Origin of the sequence: Hungatella effluvii (genome assembly GCF_003201875.1) — a bacterium.
GTDB classification, from domain to species: Bacteria; Bacillota; Clostridia; order Lachnospirales; family Lachnospiraceae; genus Hungatella; species Hungatella effluvii.
Window position 1 is genome coordinate 571746 of sequence record NZ_QJKD01000002.1, and the last position, 20703, is coordinate 592448.

Consider the following 20703-nt stretch of genomic DNA (forward strand, 5'->3'; position numbering starts at 1 on the left):
ATGAATAAATTGACAGGAGCAGAAATCGTAATTGAGTGCCTGAAAGAACAGGGTGTAGACACTGTATTTGGATATCCGGGAGGAACGATTCTCAATATTTACGATGCACTTTATAAACACCAGGATGAAATTACCCATATCCTGACCTCTCACGAGCAGGGCGCGGCTCACGCAGCTGACGGCTATGCGAGAGCTACAGGCAAAGTGGGCGTCTGCATGGCGACATCAGGACCTGGCGCTACCAATCTGGTAACGGGAATTGCGACCGCGTGTATGGATTCCATCCCGGTTGTGGCGATCACCTGCAACGTGGCTGTCAGCCTTCTCGGCCGTGACAGTTTCCAGGAAATCGATATTGCGGGCATTACCATGCCGATTACGAAATATAATTTTATTGTCAAGGATATAACGAAACTGGCGGACACCATAAGGCGTGCCTTCACGATAGCGCAGACCGGAAGACCTGGCCCTGTGTTAATCGATATTACCAAGGACGTTACCGCCAATTCCTGTGATTACGAATACAAGGCTCCGGAGCCGATCGAGCGCCAGAATTCGACAATCACTGAGGAAGACATGGAAAAGGCGCTGTACTTAATCCGCAATGCAAAAAAGCCGTTTATCTTTGCCGGCGGCGGCGCGGTGATTGCGGACGCGGCGGATGAGCTTAAGTCCTTCGCCCATAAGATCCAGGCCCCGGTGGCAGACAGCCTCATGGGAAAAGGTGCGTTTGACGGAACTGACGAGCTCTATACCGGTATGGTAGGTATGCACGGGACAAAGACCTCCAACTTCGGTATCACGGAATGCGACTTGCTGATCGTTGTGGGAGCGCGTTTCAGCGACCGTGTGACGGGGAATGCGGCCAAATTTGCGCCGAATGCGAAGATTCTCCAGTTTGACGTGGACCCGGCTGAGATCGACAAGAATGTGAAGACATACGCCAGCGTGATCGGAGATGTCAAAACGATTCTCAAGAAGTTAAACGCACGGCTCGACCCGGTCAACCATGACGAGTGGCTGGCTCATATCGACCGTATGAAGGATATGTATCCGCTCCGCTATGACAAGAACCTCTTAACCGGTCCTTATGTGGTGGAACAGATCTACGAACTGACCCAGGGCGATGCGGTCATCACGACCGAGGTAGGCCAGCATCAGATGTGGGCCGCCCAGTTCTACAAATATAAACATCCCAGAACCTTTGTCACTTCAGGAGGCCTTGGAACCATGGGCTACGGCCTGGGTGCCGCGCTGGGCGCGAAGATGGGATGCAAAGACAAGGTCGTTATCAATATCGCCGGCGACGGCTGCTTCCGTATGAACATGAACGAGATCGCAACCGCGACGCGCTATAATATCCCGGTTATCCAGGTGGTATTAAACAATCATGTGCTTGGAATGGTACGTCAGTGGCAGACCTTGTTCTATGGAAAGAGATATTCCCATACAGTATTAAATGATGCGGTTGATTTTGTTAAGGTAGCAGAAGGAATGGGGGCGAAGGCCTACCGGGTAACCAGCAAGGATGAGTTCATGCCGGTTCTTAAGGAAGCCATCGGGCTTAACATTCCTGTTGTTATAGATTGTCAGATCCATTGTGATGATAAGGTATTCCCGATGGTTTCTCCGGGAGCGCCGATTCAGGATGCGTTCGACGAAAATGATCTGAAGATTTAGAACCCTATCAAAGAGGAGGAAAGAGATATGAGCAGAGTGTACAATTTTTCCGCAGGACCGGCTGTACTGCCGGAAGAAGTCTTAAAGGAAGCGGCCGACGAGATGATGGATTACAGGGGATGCGGCATGTCCGTTATGGAGATGAGCCACCGTTCCAAGATGTTCGAAACCATTATCAATGAGGCGGAAGCCGATTTAAGAGATTTAATGGGCATTCCGGACAACTACAGGGTGCTGTTCTTACAGGGCGGCGCTTCCCAGCAGTTTGCCATGGTTCCGATGAACTTAATGAAGAACCGTGTCGGCGATTACATCATCACGGGACAGTGGGCAAAGAAGGCGTATCAGGAGGCACAGCTTTATGGAAAGGCGAACGCCGTTGCATCAAGTGCCGACAAGACCTTCAGTTATATCCCGGATGTTTCCGATCTGCCGATATCAGAGGATGCGGATTACGTTTATATCTGTGAAAATAACACGATCTATGGTACAAAGTACAAAACGCTGCCGAATACAAAAGGAAAAACACTGGTAGCTGATATCTCCTCCTGTTTCTTATCAGAACCTGTTGACGTGGAAAAATACGGTCTTCTCTTCGGCGGTGCTCAGAAGAACGTAGGCCCGGCTGGCGTGGTGATCGCCATTATCCGAGAGGATTTAATCACGGAAGACGTCCTTCCCGGAACACCAACCATGCTGCGCTACAAGACCCATGCGGACGCAGCGTCCTTATACAATACTCCGCCCGCATACGGCATCTACATCTGCGGCAAGGTCTTCAAATGGTTAAAGAACCGCGGCGGCCTGGCAGCGATGAAGGAGTACAATGAGAAAAAGGCGAATCTTCTGTACGATTTCCTGGATAACAGCAAGATGTTTAAGGGCACGGTAGAGAAGAAAGACCGCTCCTTAATGAACGTGCCGTTCGTAACCGGAGACGCCGATTTAGACGCTCTGTTTGTAAAGGAAGCAAAGGCGGCGGGCCTCGAGAACTTAAAGGGCCACAGATCCGTAGGCGGTATGCGTGCAAGCATCTACAATGCTATGCCGATGGAAGGCGTAGAAACGCTGGTTGCTTTTATGAAGGATTTTGAAGCCAGAAATGGTAAATAGGAAAGGGAGAGACGCGAATATGAAGAAGATATATTGCCTGAATGCCATTTCCAGCAAAGGAACGGCTTTGTTAAATGAAGAGTATGAATTAACCGAGAATATGAAAGAGGCCTCCGGCGTGCTGGTAAGAAGCGCTTCCATGCATGAGATGGAGCTTCCTGATGATCTGCTTGCCGTAGCCCGCGCAGGCGCCGGAGTCAATAATATTCCGCTGGACGCGTGTGCGGACAAAGGAATCGTGGTATTTAATACTCCGGGAGCCAATGCCAACGGCGTAAAGGAACTGGTAATTGCCGGACTGATGCTGGCCTCCCGTGACGTGGTAGGCGGTATCAACTGGGTAAAGGATAATAAAGAAGACGAAAATATCGCCAAATCCGTGGAAAAGGCCAAGAAGGCATTTGCCGGATGCGAGATTAAGGGAAAGAAACTGGGTGTCATCGGACTGGGAGCGATCGGAGCGGAGGTGGCCAACGCGGCTGCATCCCTCGGTATGGAGGTCTACGGATACGACCCGTTTATCTCGGTCAATGCGGCGTGGATGCTTTCCAGAAATGTAAGACATATCACCTCCGTGGAGACTATTTACCGCGAATGTGATTATATCACCATCCATGTGCCGCTGTTAGACGGCACCAGAGGAATGATTAAGAGTGAATCCATAGCCCAGATGAAGAACGGCGTGGTGATCTTAAACTTTGCCCGCGACGTGCTGGTGAATGAGGATGACATGGCGGAGGCGTTAAAGGCCAAGAAGGTTAAATGCTACGTGACGGATTTCCCGAACACGAAGTCTGTCAATATGGAAGGCGCCATCGTGATTCCGCATCTTGGAGCGTCCACAGAGGAATCCGAGGATAACTGTGCGAGAATGGCAGTCGAGGAGATCGTGGATTACATAGACAACGGCAATATCCGCAACTCCGTTAATTTCCCGGCGTGTGACATGGGCGTGTGCCAGATGGCAAGCCGTGTTGCGGTTATGCATTTGAATATCCCGAACATGATCGGCCAGGTAACCGGAACTCTCGCGGCCGGAAATGTCAATATTTCCGATATGACCAACAAGAGCCGTGATAAATACGCGTACACCTTACTGGATCTGGAGTCCACACCGGATGCAATGATGATTCAGAAGCTTAATGCAATTAAGGGCGTTTTGCGGGTGCGTGTAATTAAGTAATGAAGCAATTAAATGCAGCAGTTCAGACGGGGCATGGAATGATCCATGGCCCGTTTGGACGCTGGAGTACTCCCGAAAACTCTCTTATACCTGTCTGTGTGGCTGAGTTTCCGGGAGCACTCATAGAGGAAAAGGAGAAAAAATGGCTGTAGTAAAACCATTTCCGTGTGTGAGACCGGATAAAAGGTATGCTGCCCGTGTGGCCGCACTCCCTTATGACGTGTATAACCGGAAGGAGGCGAAGGAAGTAACCGCCGCCAATCCGAAATCATTTTTAAATATTGACAGGCCGGAATCCCAGTTCCCGGACGACATGGACATGTATGACGACCGCGTCTACGATAAGGCAAAGGAGATGCTTGAGAACTGGATCGCAGACGGGACTTTCGTGCAGGATCCTCTGGCGGCCTATTATATCTACGAGCTTACCATGGATGGAAGAAAGCAGACGGGAATCGTGGCGTGTTCCTCCATCGATGATTACGTGAATGGAGTGGTAAAAAAACACGAGAATACCCGTGAAGAGAAGGAGCTGGACCGGATCCGGCACGTGGATACCACCGACGCGCAGACCGGCCCGATCTTCCTGGCGTACCGTTCCAACCCGATGATCAATAAAGTGGTGAATTTAAAGACGGGCACGGAGCCTCTGTATGACTTTACCGCAGAGGACGGGATCCGTCACCGTGTGTGGGAGATCGACAATGCGGATTCCATCCAGACGGTGGAAGCGGCGTTTGCGGAAATTCCGGCCACGTATATCGCGGACGGCCATCACCGCGCGGCTTCCGCGGTTAAGGTTGGTTTGAAGCGGCGAGAAGAGAATCCGGACTATACGGGAAAGGAGCCGTTTAACTATTTCCTGTCAGTCTTATTCCCTGATGACCAGCTGATGATCATGCCCTACAACCGCGTGGTGAAGGATTTAAACGGCATGACGGAGGAAGAATTCTTAACCCGTGTGGAAGAAGTCGGCTTTTTAGTGGACTCAATGGGGACAGAAGGCTTTGCGCCTGTGGAAAAAGGAACCTTTGGAATGCATTTATGTGGAAAATGGTACCGTCTCACAGCGGCGGAGCGCTTACTTGACAGCGACCCGGTGAAGGGGCTGGACGTTTCTGTTCTCCAGGATCACCTGCTGGGCCCGGTTCTTGGAATCGGTGATCCGAGAGTCGATCAGAGAATTGATTTTATCGGCGGAATCCGGGGGCTTTCGGAGCTGGAAAAACGGTGCAGAGAGGATATGACGGTGGCGTTTTCCATGTATCCGACCTCGATCGAAGAGCTGTTCCATGTGGCCGATGCAGGCCTGTTGATGCCGCCAAAGTCCACGTGGTTTGAGCCGAAGCTGCGGAGCGGGTTGTTTATACATTTGCTGAGCGGCAGATAAGGGGGGCAGAAATTATGAATAATTTTGAATACTGTGTCCCCACAAAAGTGATTTTCGGCAGGGACACGCAGAAGCGTGCAGGAGAAATCATCAGAGAGTACGGTTTCCGAAAGGTTATGATCCACTATGGCGGCGGCAGCGTAAAGAGAAGCGGTCTTTTGGACCAGGTGACGTCATCTTTGGAAGAAGCAGGAATTGAATACATACTCTTTGGCGGAGTGCAGGCGAATCCGACGCTGTCTAAGGCACTGGAAGGCATGGAGATCTGCCGCCGGGAGAACGTGGACTTTATTCTGGCTGTCGGAGGCGGCAGTGTGATCGACTCCGCGAAGTGTATTGCGGATGGGACACCGAATCCGGAGATTGACCCATGGAAATACTTCATGAAGGAAGCAGTTCCTCCGAAGGCACTTCCGCATGGCAATATTCTGACGCTGTCCGCCTCGGGAAGCGAGACGAGCCAGTCCTGCGTGATCACCAATGAAGAGAATGGCCTGAAACGAGGCTTTAACTGTCCGACCCATCGGCCGCTTTTTGCTGTCTGCAATCCGGAGCTGACCTTTACGGTGAGCAGATTCCAGACCGGATGCGGGACTGTGGATATTCTGATGCATACGCTGGAACGGTATTTAGGCGGCACTACAAAGGACACGGCGCTGACAGACCGTATCGCAGAGGGGCTTATGAAGGCCGTCATAGAGGCAGGTACCGCGGCGGACTTAAATCCTGAAGATTATGAGGCGAGAGCGACCCTGATGTGGGCGGGAAGTCTTTCCCATAATGATTTAACCGGATTGGGACGGGAGGTCATGATGACGGTTCATCAGCTGGAGCATGAGCTGTCGGGGAAATATCCGGAGGTGGCTCACGGCGCCGGTCTTTCCGCGCTCTTCTGTTCCTGGGCCAGATACGTCTGCGGTGACGATCCCATGCGGTTCGCCCAGCTGGCTGTCCGTGTCTGGGATGTGGAGATGAATTTCGAGAACCCTCTAAAGACTGCGCTGGATGGCATTCAGCGGATGGAGGACTATTTTAAGAGCCTGAATATGCCGGTTCGGCTGACGGAACTGGAAGCTGACGTGAAGGATGAGGACTTTGACGAGATGGCTGAAAAGTGCACGAACTTTGGCAGACGGGTGCTTCCGGGAATCAGAGAGCTGGGGAAGCATGAGATGATGGATATCTATCGAATGGCACTTTAGGGGTGAAATAAGGCAGACGGAAAACGCAGCAAATCAGCGCTTTCCGCCTGCCTTATATACATCCCGGAATGCCTCCACCATGCGGTCATATGCAGCCCTTTCAAAACACCAGCCAGGTTCAGCCATCCATTGGATATGAGCCTCGTTTTGCATGTAGGGCTTCGTATAGTTGCGTCTTCTGCGAATCAGTTCCTCATCCCAGTGTGAGGAAATCCACTGCCGGTATTCTGCGCTGTCACACGGCTCACAGGCGATATTATCGCCGTACTGTTCCCAGTCCTCATCCGTATAGGCCTCCAGGTAAAGGATTCCGGAACGTTTTTCCAGATTGTAGTCTTCGTTCTCATGAGTCAGACGGCCCAGCTTTTCCCAGAAGACGAGATTTTCTGTTTTTCGTATTCTGGCCAGGATGACGATGCAGCTTAGATCACAGTCGTCTTCACAGACCAGAATCGGTACATTGAGGGGTTCCGGCGAATCAATCATTTCCCAGATGAAACGGTTGTCCGCCTTCCAGATCAGTTCGCCGGTCCAGGCCGGCAGAAGGCCGGTGAGGGAACCGAAGGGCTCTAAATCCGGACAGCCGCCTGCGCGAACCCACTCGTCAAGATATGTGACGATCGCCTTACCGTCGATAATCCAGTAGTACTCTTTATAATCATAGGCGGTCCGAATAAGGTCCAGCCGGATCGTATTAAGATGGGAACTGCGCACGGCAGTGAGCCTCTTTCCATACATCAGTTCCATCAGGGACAGGCCCAGCGGCCCGGTCAGCCTCTTTAAGACGGAAGCACGGAAAAGAGCCGTACCATGTTCGTACGACTCCAGTAATTCCACAGAGATACCGGCCTTTTCGGCCAGCTCCTGTTCCGTTAAATGATTTTCAATTCGCTGTTCTCTGATCAATGCTCCGGTTTTGACTGGATTCATGACTGGATCCCCTTTTTCTGTATGTGTGAATGCAGCCCCTTTCTTTATGCTAATCGGGAATATGCTGTTCCTCCGGCAAAGGGGCGTGGGGCACGAAGTTGTTCGGAATATCCGGGTCCTTCATGTCGTAAATGCGGTCGTACTCTTTGGTTTCCTGATTCTTGAGCGTCTCTGAGCGGTTCATGGACAGGAACTTTGTGAGTTCGTAGCAGTCCACCCAGATCTCGTTGTTTCCTTCTTTCTGAGACTCATCAAAAATAAGCTGGAGGCCGAAATGCAGGTGCGCCTCATCGATATTATTGGTGTTCTCTGTCCGGCTGTAACCGGTCCTTCCCAGATAGCCGATGACATCGCCGGCTGTGATGATGCTTCCCTGCTTGAGGGATTTATGGTAGGGATAATTTTTCCGTAAGTGCGCGTAATAGTAGTACCGCTTTCCGTCAAAGCTGCGGATACCGAGTCTCCAGCCGCCGTACTGGTTCCAGCCGATGGCCTCCACATATCCCGATTCCACTGCGATCACGGGAGTGCCGACCTGCCCCATCATATCGTGGCCCAAATGCTGGCGTTTGTAGCCGTAGGAACGGGAGACGCCGAAGTCGTCGTAATCCTGATAGGGAAATCCTTTGGCGATGGGAGAAAACGCTTTTAAACCATATTTTGTGACCCACACGCGGTCCGGGTCCGTGGTCCCGTCGGAGTTGACCGCCGGAGTGGCGAATAAAGGCGCATTTTCCGCGGCGATCTGAATGTCGTACTGACCGACGAGACCGTCTAAAACGGCACCGTAGGCCTGGCGGTAGTAGGTGTAATACTTCATGTTTGCCGTCAGCTCCTCCAGAGTTTTTCCGGATAAAAGCTGTTCTGCCAGCGCATCTAAGTCCTTGGTGGAGTATTTGGAAAAATCTCCGCCGTACCGTGTCCCTAAATAGGAGAGCAGATCCACCCAGTTTAGATGGGGGCTGGACTGGCAGGTGTTGACATCGTACCGGAACGCCTCCTGCATGGCCTTGGCCGTTACCTTAAAGTCTACCCATTTGATATACTTCTTCGCCTCGGAGGAGGTGGCTTTTCCGTCCTGGTTCGACGCCGGAAAAGAGAATTTTCCGCCTGGGGTGATCAGAAAAAGGGATACCAAAAGGAGCGTCAGTACGATGACCTCTATGTAAATAATAATGTGGTGCAGAGTCTCAGGCGATTCTGCGATTCGTTCTTTCCATGATTTCATAAGAAAATCTCCTCCATCTCATTCTATGCGGAAAATGGAGAGAATATGAAATTTTATGAAAGAGGGATGATCTCCCCGTCACGCGGAACGAAAATCCCGCCATGGAACAGCTCTGCCGCTTCTGCCGTATACCGTTCCCTGCGATGTTCCAGATCCGTGTCCTCGGTGTGCCACAGCACGATATTTTCCGCGTTCCTGTCTCTGGCTGTTCCGGCCGCGTCTCTGGCGGTGCTGTGGTGCTTTTCGTATGGTTTAAAACGGTCCCTGTCTTCATACAGGCAGAAGGCCTCATGAAGCAGCCAGGCGCTGTTTTCCACATAGGGGGCGCAGAGAGGATTCAATGGCTCATCCCCGCAGCAGGTGAGCTTCCTCCCGTCTGTGAGTGTGGCATTAAAGCCGAACTGTTTTGCCTTGGTGGAGTGGATGTCGAAGAAAGTGACATCCATGCCCAGTATCTGCCGCTGTTCTCCGTCAGAGACAGGAATCAGCACGATGCGGTCCCCGATGAGGCGGCACAGCTTCTCCTGAAGCGTCAGACGGCACAGGGTCTCGATGGCCGGCAGTAAGTCCTTGTGGCTGTATAAATGCAGCTGCCCCTCATAGGAGCCGTTTAAAATCTTTGTGCCGATGAAACGTACCATCCAGACGATTCCCAGTATATGGTCTGTGTGGCTGTGTGTGACGAAGATATGGTGGATGTGGGTCATGTCCACATTCATGTCCTGGAGAACTCTCAGAATGCCGTTGCCGCCGCCTGCGTCCGTCATGAAAAATTCCCCGTCCTTTTCTATGGCAAAGCACGTATTATAACACCGTGTCACGGCGGCGTGACCGGTTCCGAATACATATAACTGTTCCACTTTCTGCCTCCTGATTACAGACAGCCGGATTTGGGCTGTTCTGCGTATTGAATGCCGTATACGGCAAGATTCCTTGCTCCGGGGGTGTTACGCCCCTCTGTAAGTATGTTACTACAACTTAAAAAAACCTGCAAGTCCCATGGAGGCAGCATGGGGCTTTCAAAAGGCCAAATTTTATGTTACTATTACTTTATTAGAGATGCGGCTGCACGGTATGGAAATGGAAAGGAGGGACGGTCTGCGGTGATTCAGGCAGCGGCATGATGGGTGAGGAGAGAGGATTATGAGAGACTTAGCTTACTTGAAGCTGATGTCGCGGGAGTATCCGACGATCAAGGCGGCCTCCAGCGAGATCATTAACTTAACGGCGATTCAGGGGCTTCCAAAGGGAACCGAGTACTTTTTCAGTGACCTGCACGGAGAGTATGAGGCATTTATCCATCTGCTCCGCAGCGCTTCCGGTATTATCCGGGAGAAGATCACGGAGACATTCGGACATATTATTCCGGAAAAAGAAGAGGTGGAACTGGCTAACATGATCTGCTATCCCGAGCGGGTGGTGAGCCAGATGCAGCTGAAGGGACTGGCTACGGACGACTGGCAGAGAGTTGCCATTTACCGCCTGGTTCAGATCTGCAAGGTGGTTTCTTCCAAATACACCCGTTCCAAGGTGAGAAAGAAAATGCCGCCGGAATTTGCCTATGTGATCGATGAACTTCTTCATGTGGATTATAATGACGACAATAAACGGGTATACTACAGCGAGATTATCCGTTCAATCATCGACATCCGGGTCGGAGATAAATTTATTATCGCGCTGTGTGAACTGATTCAGAATCTGACGATCGACAGCCTGCATATTATCGGCGACATTTTTGACAGAGGCCCCAGGGCGGATATTATTATGAAAGAGCTGATGCAGTTCCATGATGTGGATATCCAGTGGGGAAACCATGATATTTCCTGGATGGGAGCGGCAACCGGCAACCTGGCCTGCATCTGCAATGTGCTGCGCATTGCGATCAGCTACAACAGCTTCGATGTGCTGGAAGACGGCTACGGAATCAATCTCCGTCCGCTTTCCATGTTCGCGGCCAGGGTTTACCACAATGACTTGTGCGAGCGCTTCGTTCCGCAGATTCTGGATGAGAATATCTACGATGCGGTGGATCCGGGGCTGGCGGCCAAGATGCACAAGGCCATCGCCATCATTCAGTTCAAGGTGCAGGGCCAGATTATCGGGCGCCATCCGGAGTATGAGATGGATGACAGGAGACTTCTGGAGGCCGTCGATTTCGATCGGGGCGTGGTGGTAGTGGAGGGAAAGGAATATCCGATGCTGGATCTGTCATTTCCAACGGTGGACCCTAAGGATCCGCTTCGATTAACGGCAGAGGAGGAAGACCTTCTTCATACGCTTCAGCTGTCATTTAAACACAATGAGCTTTTGCATAAGCATATCCGTTTCCTTTATTCTCATGGAAGTCTTTACAAATGCTATAATTCCAATCTGCTTTACCATGGCTGTATCCCGATGAAGGAGGATGGAAGCTTCGACGAGATCGTGGTGGACGGCATTTCCTATTCGGGGCAGGCGCTGATGGACTACGTGGACCGGAAGGTGCAGAACGCGTATTTCATGGCGGAGGAATCGCCGGAAAAGGAAGATGCCATGGACTTCATGTGGTATCTGTGGTGCGGGGCCAAGTCACCGGTTTACGGTAAAGGCAAGATGACGACCTTCGAGCACTATTTTATCGAGGACCCGGCCACTCATAAAGAACCGATGAATCCATATTACCGGCTCAGCGTCAAGGAAGAGACGTGTGACCGGATCCTGGAGGAGTTTGGGCTTCCAAAGTCGGGTTCCCATATTATCAACGGCCATGTGCCCGTTAAAATCAAGGAGGGAGAGTCTCCTGTAAAGGCGGGAGGGAAGCTTTTCATCATTGACGGAGGCCTGTCGAAGGCGTACCAGTCCAGGACCGGAATCGCCGGGTATACCCTGATTTATAATTCCAACCACCTGGCCCTGGCCGAGCATAAGCCCTTTGATCCGGAGAAAGAGAGCACGCCCCGGGTATCCATTGTGGAGAATATGCATAAGCGGGTCATGGTGGCGGACACGGATAAGGGTGTGGAGCTGGCGGGGCGCATTGCGGATCTGAAGGAACTGGTAGGCGCTTACAGAGAAGGCATATTAAAGGAAAAAGTAGAATAATTATGAAATTTTAATAATTAATTTACAGAAGATTCCTTTACGTGGCCTGGGGGAAATGGTATACTAGGAAAGGTCAGTTATTTTACTGAAGGAGGCTTCAATGAGCAGACAGGAGTTTTTACAGCGTTTGCGGGACACGCTGACCGGCGAAGTGCCTGGAAATGTGATTGAGGAAAATATAAGATACTACGACGATTATATCAGAACGGAGACGGCGGGCGGCCAGACGGAAGACGAAGTGACCGGCGCGATCGGAGATCCGAGGCTGATCGCTAAGACGATCATGGAGGCCACGGAGAATGCCAGAGAGGGCGGAAGCTACCAGTCTGCGTATGATACGTACCGGAACGAGGGCCAGACGGTATATGAGGAAGAGGCCGGACCGGGCCGCCATTTCCACTTTGTTGATTTGAACAAGTGGTATTGGAAGCTTCTGGCTGTGGTGGTGACAGTGCTGTTCTTCTTCATAGTCGCAAGTATTGTGACCGGTTTATTCAGTCTTCTGATACCTCTCATGGGACCGCTTCTTCTGATTCTTCTGGTGGTCTGGCTAATCCGGGGCCCCAGGCGGTAAAAAGAAAATTATTAAAAACAGATTATAAATATTACAAAAGTGTAACGGCAGTTATACCGGTGTTTTCGGTATAACTGCCGTTTTTGCCTGATTTTTGCTTGACATATGACGTTGAGTAGAGTATACTGATTTTTGTAACATTTGCGTAACATATTACATAATGATAAACAAACGAAATAAAAACGTAAGAATCAGGAGTTGGAAAAACATGGGGAACAAAACTTGGAAAGTGCTGGGGGTCATCGGCCTCTATGCGGTTCTGGCCTGGAATTCACCGGTTACCGCAAAAGCGGCAGAGATCGAAGTGGAAACAAGTACAACACTGTATGCGAAGATAGATGCGCCGGACGTCGTGGTACGGAAGGCAAAGAACGCGGGCGGAGAGGCAGTTACAAAAGTCTTACGGGGGCAGACTTATGAAGTTGCCGCACCGGCAGAAGGCGGCTGGGTAAAGATCAGCACCGCGGAAGGCGAGGGGTACATACCGAGCAATCGGGCGACCCTGATCGAGAAGACAAAGGAAAAAGTGGATGAAAGCGTGAAGCTGCGTCAGGACGTGGTGAATTATGCGCTTCAGTTTGTTGGGAACCGTTACGTATACGGCGGGACGGACCCGAATACCGGAGCCGACTGTTCCGGATTCACAAGATATATCATGCAGCACGCGGCAGGCGTTTCCTTGAGCCACAGCTCCAGAGCACAGTCGGGAGAGGGACGCAGCGTCAGCTACAGCGACATTAAACCGGGCGATTTAATTTTCTACGGCGGCAAGGGCTATATCAATCATGTGGCCATGTATATCGGCAACGGACAGATTGTACATGCCTCTACGGAACGGACGGGAATCAAGATATCCAACGCGACGTACCGGACGCCTGTCAAGGTAGTCAGAGTGCTGAACTGATATGGAAAATAATGGAATGTTATCCGAATGAAATAATACTTGACTGAAAAGCAAGATAAATGTATAATAAACGTAATGATTTTAACAATTACGTAATAATTAGAACGAAAAAGTAAAAAACAGGAGCAATGTCCCAATGATAAAGAATACATGGAAAACATTAAGCCTTTTGGCTTTCTGTGGAGCAATTGTACTTGCAAATCCGGCAGATGCCAAAGCGGATGAAGTTTCCGGACCAGGACTTAGTTCAGGTAATTATATCGCAACAGTTGAAGCAGAGACCGTGAATATCAGCACGGATGAGAGCGGCCAGGAAGTATTGATGGCAGCTTCCAGGGGATCATCATTCCAGGTCGTGGAAGACATGGGTGACGGATTTGTGAAAGTGAAGGTTAAGGATACATACGGTTATCTTCCGGTCGACGGGAATGCAACAGTTACCCAGACCGACGAGGCGACGATCGCCGCACTGGAAGCAGCATACGATGCTCCTGCGGAGTTCAGACAGAGTGTTGTCAATTACGCACTGCAGTTTGTGGGCGGACGTTACGCTTATGGCGGCAGTGATCCTCATACCGGAGTGGATTGTTCCGGATTTACGAGATACATCATGCAGCATGCGGCAGGTATTTCTTTAAACCGTTCTTCAGGCGGACAGGCTTCCCAGGGAGTAGCTGTGAGTTCTGACCAGATGAAGCCTGGGGATCTGATTTTTTACGGGAACGGAAGATCGATCAATCACGTAGCCATGTATATCGGCAATGGACAGATCGTACACTCCTCCACCTATAAAACGGGAATCAAGATTTCTCAGTGGAATTACCGGACTCCCGTCAAGATTGTCAATGTAATTGGCGAATAATGGACAAGCGGATAACTGGATTTTCGATAAGGGATATAAGACTCCCGGCACTGGCTGCCGGGAGTCTTTTGCATCCGCCGGGTTTAAAAATATGGTCAAAAAAAGGAAGAGCCCGGATAGGGGAGCTATCCGGGCTCTTCTGAGGGGAGTATAAATAATTAATAAGGATGAGGAAATCTAATTCCTCACTTTAATTATAATATAGGCAGATGAAAAAAGCAAAGTTATTTTTCATAATTTTTCGTATAATATTTGAGGAATCAGCCATACTAACCGTGTAACAAAAAATCCGACAGGAGGTATCATAAGATGTCTAATAACAACTACAATGATAACTACAACGATTGCAGCAATTCTTCCAAGAACAGCAATCAGAACAACAGCAAGAACAGCAGCAAGAATAACAGCCAGAACAACAGCCAGAACAGCAACCAGAACAGCAGCCGCAACAACAGCCAGAACAACAGCCAGAACAGCAGCCGCAACAACAACCAGAATAACAGCCAGAATAAGTCTGACTATTAATCTGTCTGGTGGTACGAAAATAAGGACTTGCCAATAAGTTCATGATTTCGTCGAAAAGCACAGGGAAACGATGCGAAAGCATATCTCCCTGTGCTTTTTGATTGTAAGGACGCCTTTCCTGCGGCCATGATCAGAAAGATAAACTTTTCACGGGTCGTGAATATAATGGTAATAGAAAGGACAGGTGATTGTATGTTCAAGACAATACCGATTGGTGAAGTCGATTATTATATAGAAAATGAGTACGATATGATGCTGATTGATCTGCGAAATGCCGCATCGTATCAGAGAGCCCATTTAAATGGGGCTGTCAATATTCCGTATGAGGAAATGGAGCAGAGAGTCTCCGAACTTCCAAAGGATAAAATGCTGGTATTTTACTGTGCGAGAGGCGGACAAAGTATGATGGTATGCCGCTATCTGGCCCGTATGGGGTATTCTGTGCTGAATGTGGCCAATGGAATCGCCTATTACCGCGGAAAATATCTGGTTCGAGGGTAAATTTATTGACAGATACGCCCTGTAAGACTTAAAATATACCTATTAATGCAAGAAGGAGAATTTACTTATGAAATATATGATTGCGTCCGATATCCACGGTTCCGCGTTCTATTGCAGAAAGCTGCTGGAAACGTTTGAGGCATCCGGAGCGAATCGCCTTGTTTTACTGGGAGATATTCTTTATCACGGACCGAGAAATGATCTGCCGAAGGAATATGCTCCCAAAGAGGTGCTGGCCATGTTAAACGGCTGTAAAGACAGAATCTACTGTGTCAGGGGAAACTGTGACACGGAGGTGGACCAGATGGTGTTGGAATTTCCTGTGATGGCGGACTATGCGCTACTGGCGATTGATGGAATCACCATCTATGCCACACATGGCCACGTTTATCATGAGAATCATCTTCCGCCCATGCAGAAGGGGGATGTGCTGCTTCATGGGCACACCCATGTGCTCCGGGCGGATCAGTGCGGGGATATTACAATCTTAAATCCCGGCTCCGTATCCATACCGAAGGAAGGCAATCCGCCGACATACGCGATTTTGGAGGATGGGGTCTTTCGGATCCTGGATTTCGAGGGCTGCGTGATTAAAGAGAAGAACCTGGGAGAATAAAGTGAAAAAAACATTTGAACTCATTGCGCCGTGCCACTTTGGCATGGAGGCTGTTTTAAAAAGAGAAATTACGGATCTGGGCTATGATATCACACTGGTGGAAGACGGCCGTGTGACATTTATCGGAGATGAAGAGACCATCTGCCGCGCGAATATATTTCTGCGCACGGCAGAGCGTGTCCTGTTGAAAGTGGGAAGTTTTCATGCGGAATCATTTGAAGAGTTATTTCAGAATACGCGGAGTATTCCGTGGGAGGAGTATATTCCTCAGGACGGAAAGTTCTGGGTTGCGAAGGCATCCTCTATTAAGAGCAAGCTGTTCAGTCCTTCCGATATCCAGTCGATCATGAAGAAAGCCATGGTGGAACGGCTGAAGAAGGCGTATGGCCTGGAATGGTTTCCGGAGAGCGGAAGCAGCTATCCGCTCCGTGTATTTTTGTATAAAGACGAGGTAACAGTAGGGATCGATACTTCAGGAGATTCGCTCCATAAAAGAGGCTACCGTACCCTTACCAGTAAGGCGCCTATCACGGAGACTCTGGCTGCGGCTCTGATCATGATGACACCGTGGAACCGGGACCGGATTCTGGTGGATCCCTTCTGCGGAAGCGGTACATTTCCGATTGAAGCCGCCATGATAGCGGCCAATATGGCGCCTGGAATGAACCGGTCCTTCCTGGCGGAAGACTGGAAGAACATCATACCGCGGAAGTTCTGGTATGAGGCCATGGATGAGGCCTCGGATCTGCTGGAGACAGAGGTGGAGGTCGATATCCAGGGGTATGATATCGATGGCGATATTATGAAGGCGGCGAGAGCCAATGCGGAGTCTGCCGGTGTGGATCATATGATTCATTTCCAGCAGAGGCCATTAAGCGCACTCAGCCATCCGAAGAAGTATGGATTTATTATTACGAATCCGCCTTATGGAGAGAGAATTGAGGAGAAGGAGAATCTGCCGGCGCTGTATAAGGAGATCGGTGAACGGTACCGCGCGCTGGATTCCTGGTCCCTCTATATGATAACCGCTTATGAGGATGCGGAACGGTACGTCGGGCGAAAAGCGGACAAGAACCGGAAGATCTACAATGGTATGATGAAGACGTATTTCTACCAGTTTATGGGACCGAAACCTCCAAAGCGGAAAACAGGAGATTGATTAGTTGAAAGCAGGAAAATGGCTGGGAACGGCGGCCGTTCTGGTGCTCACCGGAACCGCTGTACTCTGGATTAACGGCCGGTGGCCGACAGGCGGCTTCCGAGTGCCGGAATGGGCATTTACGGGTACCGGGGAGAATGGCAGAGATGCCGGTAAGGACAATGCGGATCAGGGGGATGCAGATCGAGACAATACAGATCAAGGCGATGAGGATCAAAACGATGTGGCTCAGGGCAATGGAAATGCGGAGATGGGCGGCAGAGAACTTAGCAGACCGCTGGAGTCGGAGACGGGGAGAGACGCCGGAACTGGCGGGGCGGGGAATGCCGCGAATCCGGTGCCGGAGGTGCTTCCTGTGGCCTATGACGGCCGTACAACAGGCCGGGCGCCTTCGATAAAGAACCAGGGATCTCTGGGAACCTGCTGGGCCTTTGCCTCTCTGATGGCACTGGAAGCACGTCTGCTTCCCAATGAGGTATACGACTTTTCAGAGGATCATATGTCCCTGAATAATGGTTTCTGCATTCCGCAGAGCGACGGAGGGGAGTACACGATGTCTATGGCGTATCTCCTGTCCTGGAAGGGGCCAGTCCTGGAGGCGGATGATCCCTATGGAGACGGTGTCTCTCCCGCGGGTCTGAAGGCGGTCAAACATGTCCAGGGAGTCGAACTGGTGCCAGGAAAAGATTATGAAAAGATTAAGCGGGCCATTCTGCAGTACGGAGGCGTACAAAGCTCCCTATACACTTCCATGACGGACGAGGAAAGCCAGTCCGTTCATTATAATGAGGAAAAATACGCCTACTGCTATATTGGGTCTCAGCCGCCGAACCATGATTCCGTGATCATCGGATGGGATGACGAGTATCCACGGGAGAATTTTAACACGGAAGTCAATGGCGATGGAGCGTTTATCTGCATGAACAGCTGGGGAGACGGCTTTGGCGATGACGGATATTTTTATGTGTCGTATTACGACTCCAATATCGGGCTGAATAATATTATCTACACGGATGTGGAAGATCCGGATTATTACGACCATAACTACCAGACAGATTTAAGGGGCTGGGTGGGGCAGCTGGGATATGGTTCCGATACGGTATGGTTCTCCAATGTCTATGAGGCGCAGGGGAAGGAGACCTTGGAGGCGGCTGGATTCTATGCCACAGACAGGCACTCTTCCTATGAAGTCTATGTTGTGAAAAATATGGGGGACGAGGAGTCCATAAAGGCCGGAGACGGTTTCAAGAACCGGAAGCTGGCGGCGTCAGGAAGTCTCGACTATACCGGATTCTATACGATTCCTCTGGAAGCGGATACAAGGGATGGACTGGAGCTGGAACCGGGGGAGCGGTTTGCCGTGCTGGTGAAGCTGACGACTCCGGACAGCGTCCATCCGGCCGCAATCGAATACGATGCAGGGGATGGAAAGACGATCGTGGACATCAGTGACGGTGAGGGGTACATCAGTCCCGATGGGGTGAATTTTACCAGGGTCGAGGAGGAGCAGAAATGCAATCTCTGCCTGAAGGCCTATACCACGGACAGGAAGTGAATCCGTTTTATGAAGGAGAATATACAAATGAGTGATAACAGGATCGTATTTGCCACTGGCAATGAAGGAAAGATGAAGGAGATCCGGCTGATTCTGGCCGATTTGGGAATGGAGATTTTATCCATGAAAGAGGCCGGGGCCGATCCGGAGATCGTCGAGGATGGGAAAACGTTCGGTGAGAACGCGGAGATCAAGGCGAAAGCGGTGTGGGCTGAGACCGGGGGGATTGTCCTTGCGGATGATTCCGGCCTGGTGGTGGACTGCCTAAATGGCGAGCCGGGTATCTATTCAGCCAGATATATGGGCGAGGATACTTCCTATGAGATCAAGAATCAGACCATTATCTCCAGGGTCAATGAGGCGGCCGGTGACGACAGAAGCGCCCGGTTTGTGTGCAATATTGCAGCTGTGCTGCCGGATGGAAGTGTTGTCCATACGGAAGAGACCATGGAGGGAATCATTGCAGAAAAAGCGGCGGGAAATGGCGGCTTTGGATACGATCCGATCCTCTTCCTGCCGGAGTTCGGAGTGACCAGCGCGGAGATTACCATGGAGCAGAAAAACCGGATCAGCCACCGCGGAAAAGCGCTTGAGGCGATGAAGCGGAAGCTGGAAGAGATCTATAAGGGGGACGTGCGATGAAGATATTAATTGTGAGCGATACGCACAGAAAAGACGATAATCTGAAAAAAGTGATTGAGAAGACATCGCCGCTCGATATGCTTATTCATCTTGGCGATGCGGAAGGCAGCGAAACGAAAATCGCCGGCTGGATTGGAGAAGACTGTGACCTGGAAATGGTGCTGGGGAACAACGACTTTTTTTCCAATTTAGACCGGGAGAAGGAATTAAAGATCGGAGAGTACCGTGTCCTTCTGACTCACGGTCACTATTATAATGTGTCTTTGGGTGTGGAGCGCTTAGAGCAGGAGGCGAGAGACCGCCGTCTGGATATCGTCATGTATGGACATACCCACAGACCTTTCTATGAGGTGCGGGGCGGTGTGACTATTTTGAATCCCGGAAGTCTGTCCTATCCCAGACAGGATGGAAGGAAACCGTCGTTTATGATTATGGAACTGGATGATCAGGGGAAGGCGCATTTTACTTTAAACTTTCTGGAGCCGCAGTATAATTAGTGGGTGGAGAATTAAGAAAAAGAGATTGCGGAAGAAGTGCTTGTAGTGAAATTTGTGGGCAGAAATGTGTAAAGGTATGTAAGTGGATTTGGAATGTTACAGAAAAATAGAATATTAGATACCTGTTTGTTTATAAAAAACGCTCCCGCAACGATATGCCGGAGCGTTTTCTGTTCAGGGGTTATATGGGGGATAGGGCAGACTCCAGTCTGCAGACCCGGAAGTCGAGTTTAGCGTTCAGTTTCGCATCATACTCAGCAAAGCGGGCATCCATCTTCACGTCCAACCTGGCGTCATACTCAGTAAAGCAAGTTTTCAATTTCCAATTTTTGGCCAGCCCTTCTATTATCTCCGGGCCGCTTGTCGCTGTATACGTTACCTGGCAGCAGTGAAAAGCCTCTGATGCAGCCCTGCCTCCAACGCCAGCACCTTTTTATAGTCCTCCGGCGTGTCCATATCTATGATGCAGGTCTCATCCTCCGCTGAAAAATACTTCGCTTCGCTGTTAAATGGTGTCAGTGCTCCTTTTAGTCCTGCATCGCCCTGATAAGACAGTATCTCCGGAATGCAGGCGGCCGAGATCACAGGTGGATGGCCTTTCCGCATGGAAAAAGAGGGATACAGGACGGGAACGCCCGAGCGGTGGAATTCTTCTATCAGGTCTTCTATCAGCGACCGTGTTACCAGCGGGTAGTCTACCGGCAGAATTAGAAATGCCGAAACCTCCCGGTCCAGAGCCAGAATCCCGGCCTTTACCGAGGTAAACATACCCTCTGCAAAGGCCTGATTTCTGACCGTTGTCACGCGGCTTCCGGATAAATGTGCTTCCACTTCATCTCCACGGTAACCCGTCACCACGATGGTCCGGTGGGTCAGGCCGTCAAGTACATCGGCCTGCCTGCGGATCACCGTGGTCCCTCCTATGGGCAGAAGAGGTTTTAAACGCCCCATTCTGGAAGAATAACCCGCGGCTAAAAGTATTGCTTCAATTCTGCCCATAAGCTTCCCTCCTATAATTCAATACTACATCAAGTCATTAACTGCGCGATTGCGTCACTGCC

20 protein-coding genes are annotated in these 20703 nt (G+C 50.5%); 16 read left to right on the forward strand and 4 right to left on the reverse strand.

The features are described 5' to 3' along the window. The 5 genes from ilvB to DFR60_RS05750 all read left to right on the forward strand — a co-directional run bounded on the left by ilvB (window position 1) and on the right by DFR60_RS05750 (window position 6568). Entirely contained in the window at window positions 1-1680 is a 1680-nt protein-coding gene (gene ilvB, locus DFR60_RS05730) for a biosynthetic-type acetolactate synthase large subunit (protein ID WP_002604620.1), read from the forward strand. A gap of 27 nt (window positions 1681-1707) precedes the next feature. Further along, window positions 1708-2793 (forward strand): 3-phosphoserine/phosphohydroxythreonine transaminase, encoded by a 1086-nt coding sequence (gene serC, locus DFR60_RS05735; protein ID WP_055660678.1) that lies wholly within the window; start codon window positions 1708-1710, stop codon window positions 2791-2793. 19 nt (window positions 2794-2812) lie between these two features. Next, window positions 2813-3976 carry a phosphoglycerate dehydrogenase gene (locus tag DFR60_RS05740; RefSeq protein WP_110322021.1) on the forward strand — a complete coding sequence of 388 codons (1164 nt, stop codon included), beginning with the start codon at window positions 2813-2815 and terminating at the stop codon, window positions 3974-3976. Between the two features lie 142 nt (window positions 3977-4118). Next, complete coding sequence (locus DFR60_RS05745; protein WP_110322022.1) at window positions 4119-5366, forward strand: DUF1015 domain-containing protein; 1248 nt, start codon at window positions 4119-4121, stop codon at window positions 5364-5366. Window positions 5367-5380: 14 nt separating this feature from the next. Beyond that, complete coding sequence (locus DFR60_RS05750) at window positions 5381-6568, forward strand: iron-containing alcohol dehydrogenase (RefSeq protein WP_110322023.1); 1188 nt, start codon at window positions 5381-5383, stop codon at window positions 6566-6568. 33 nt (window positions 6569-6601) lie between these two features. Here DFR60_RS05750 and DFR60_RS05755 read toward each other — a convergent pair whose 3' ends face one another. From DFR60_RS05755 to DFR60_RS05765, 3 genes are read right to left on the reverse strand one after another with little or no spacing between them, the layout of a single operon-like run. Further along, the gene (locus DFR60_RS05755) at window positions 6602-7498 is read right to left on the reverse strand and encodes a helix-turn-helix domain-containing protein (RefSeq protein WP_110322024.1); all 897 of its coding nucleotides are present in this window, start codon (window positions 7496-7498) and stop codon (window positions 6602-6604) included. Window positions 7499-7547: 49 nt separating this feature from the next. Then, entirely contained in the window at window positions 7548-8726 is a 1179-nt protein-coding gene (locus tag DFR60_RS05760) for a M23 family metallopeptidase (RefSeq protein ID WP_002604614.1), read from the reverse strand. A gap of 53 nt (window positions 8727-8779) precedes the next feature. Further along, window positions 8780-9586 (reverse strand): MBL fold metallo-hydrolase, encoded by an 807-nt coding sequence (locus DFR60_RS05765; RefSeq protein WP_110322025.1) that lies wholly within the window; start codon window positions 9584-9586, stop codon window positions 8780-8782. A 283-nt stretch (window positions 9587-9869) separates the two neighbouring features. Here DFR60_RS05765 and DFR60_RS05770 point away from each other — a divergent pair, with 283 nt between their 5' ends. From DFR60_RS05770 to DFR60_RS05820, 11 genes are all read left to right on the forward strand, one after another. Beyond that, window positions 9870-11807 (forward strand): fructose-1,6-bisphosphatase, encoded by a 1938-nt coding sequence (locus tag DFR60_RS05770; protein WP_110322026.1) that lies wholly within the window; start codon window positions 9870-9872, stop codon window positions 11805-11807. Between the two features lie 100 nt (window positions 11808-11907). Then, window positions 11908-12381: a DUF1700 domain-containing protein gene (locus DFR60_RS05775; protein ID WP_002604611.1), complete on the forward strand. Its 474-nt coding sequence runs from the start codon at window positions 11908-11910 to the stop codon at window positions 12379-12381. A 208-nt stretch (window positions 12382-12589) separates the two neighbouring features. Beyond that, window positions 12590-13285: a C40 family peptidase gene (locus DFR60_RS05780; RefSeq protein WP_055660692.1), complete on the forward strand. Its 696-nt coding sequence runs from the start codon at window positions 12590-12592 to the stop codon at window positions 13283-13285. 136 nt (window positions 13286-13421) lie between these two features. Continuing rightward, the gene (locus DFR60_RS05785) at window positions 13422-14147 is read left to right on the forward strand and encodes a C40 family peptidase (RefSeq protein ID WP_002604609.1); all 726 of its coding nucleotides are present in this window, start codon (window positions 13422-13424) and stop codon (window positions 14145-14147) included. A gap of 309 nt (window positions 14148-14456) precedes the next feature. Continuing rightward, entirely contained in the window at window positions 14457-14672 is a 216-nt protein-coding gene (locus tag DFR60_RS05790; protein WP_110322027.1) for a hypothetical protein, read from the forward strand. Window positions 14673-14864: 192 nt separating this feature from the next. Further along, window positions 14865-15173 carry a rhodanese-like domain-containing protein gene (locus DFR60_RS05795; RefSeq protein WP_110322079.1) on the forward strand — a complete coding sequence of 103 codons (309 nt, stop codon included), beginning with the start codon at window positions 14865-14867 and terminating at the stop codon, window positions 15171-15173. A gap of 67 nt (window positions 15174-15240) precedes the next feature. Continuing rightward, window positions 15241-15789 carry a phosphodiesterase gene (gene yfcE, locus DFR60_RS05800; protein ID WP_110322028.1) on the forward strand — a complete coding sequence of 183 codons (549 nt, stop codon included), beginning with the start codon at window positions 15241-15243 and terminating at the stop codon, window positions 15787-15789. Window position 15790: 1 nt separating this feature from the next. Beyond that, entirely contained in the window at window positions 15791-16948 is a 1158-nt protein-coding gene (locus DFR60_RS05805; protein WP_432764099.1) for a THUMP domain-containing class I SAM-dependent RNA methyltransferase, read from the forward strand. A 4-nt stretch (window positions 16949-16952) separates the two neighbouring features. Continuing rightward, entirely contained in the window at window positions 16953-18503 is a 1551-nt protein-coding gene (locus DFR60_RS05810; protein ID WP_110322029.1) for a lectin like domain-containing protein, read from the forward strand. A 27-nt stretch (window positions 18504-18530) separates the two neighbouring features. After that, complete coding sequence (rdgB, locus tag DFR60_RS05815; protein ID WP_110322030.1) at window positions 18531-19145, forward strand: RdgB/HAM1 family non-canonical purine NTP pyrophosphatase; 615 nt, start codon at window positions 18531-18533, stop codon at window positions 19143-19145. Next, entirely contained in the window at window positions 19142-19642 is a 501-nt protein-coding gene (locus DFR60_RS05820) for a metallophosphoesterase family protein (RefSeq protein WP_110322031.1), read from the forward strand. The genes rdgB and DFR60_RS05820 overlap by 4 nt, the downstream gene beginning before the upstream one ends. Before the next feature lie 375 nt (window positions 19643-20017). Here DFR60_RS05820 and DFR60_RS05825 read toward each other — a convergent pair whose 3' ends face one another. Continuing rightward, entirely contained in the window at window positions 20018-20641 is a 624-nt protein-coding gene (locus DFR60_RS05825) for a nucleotidyltransferase family protein (protein ID WP_110322032.1), read from the reverse strand. Between the last annotated feature and the right edge of the window lie 62 nt (window positions 20642-20703).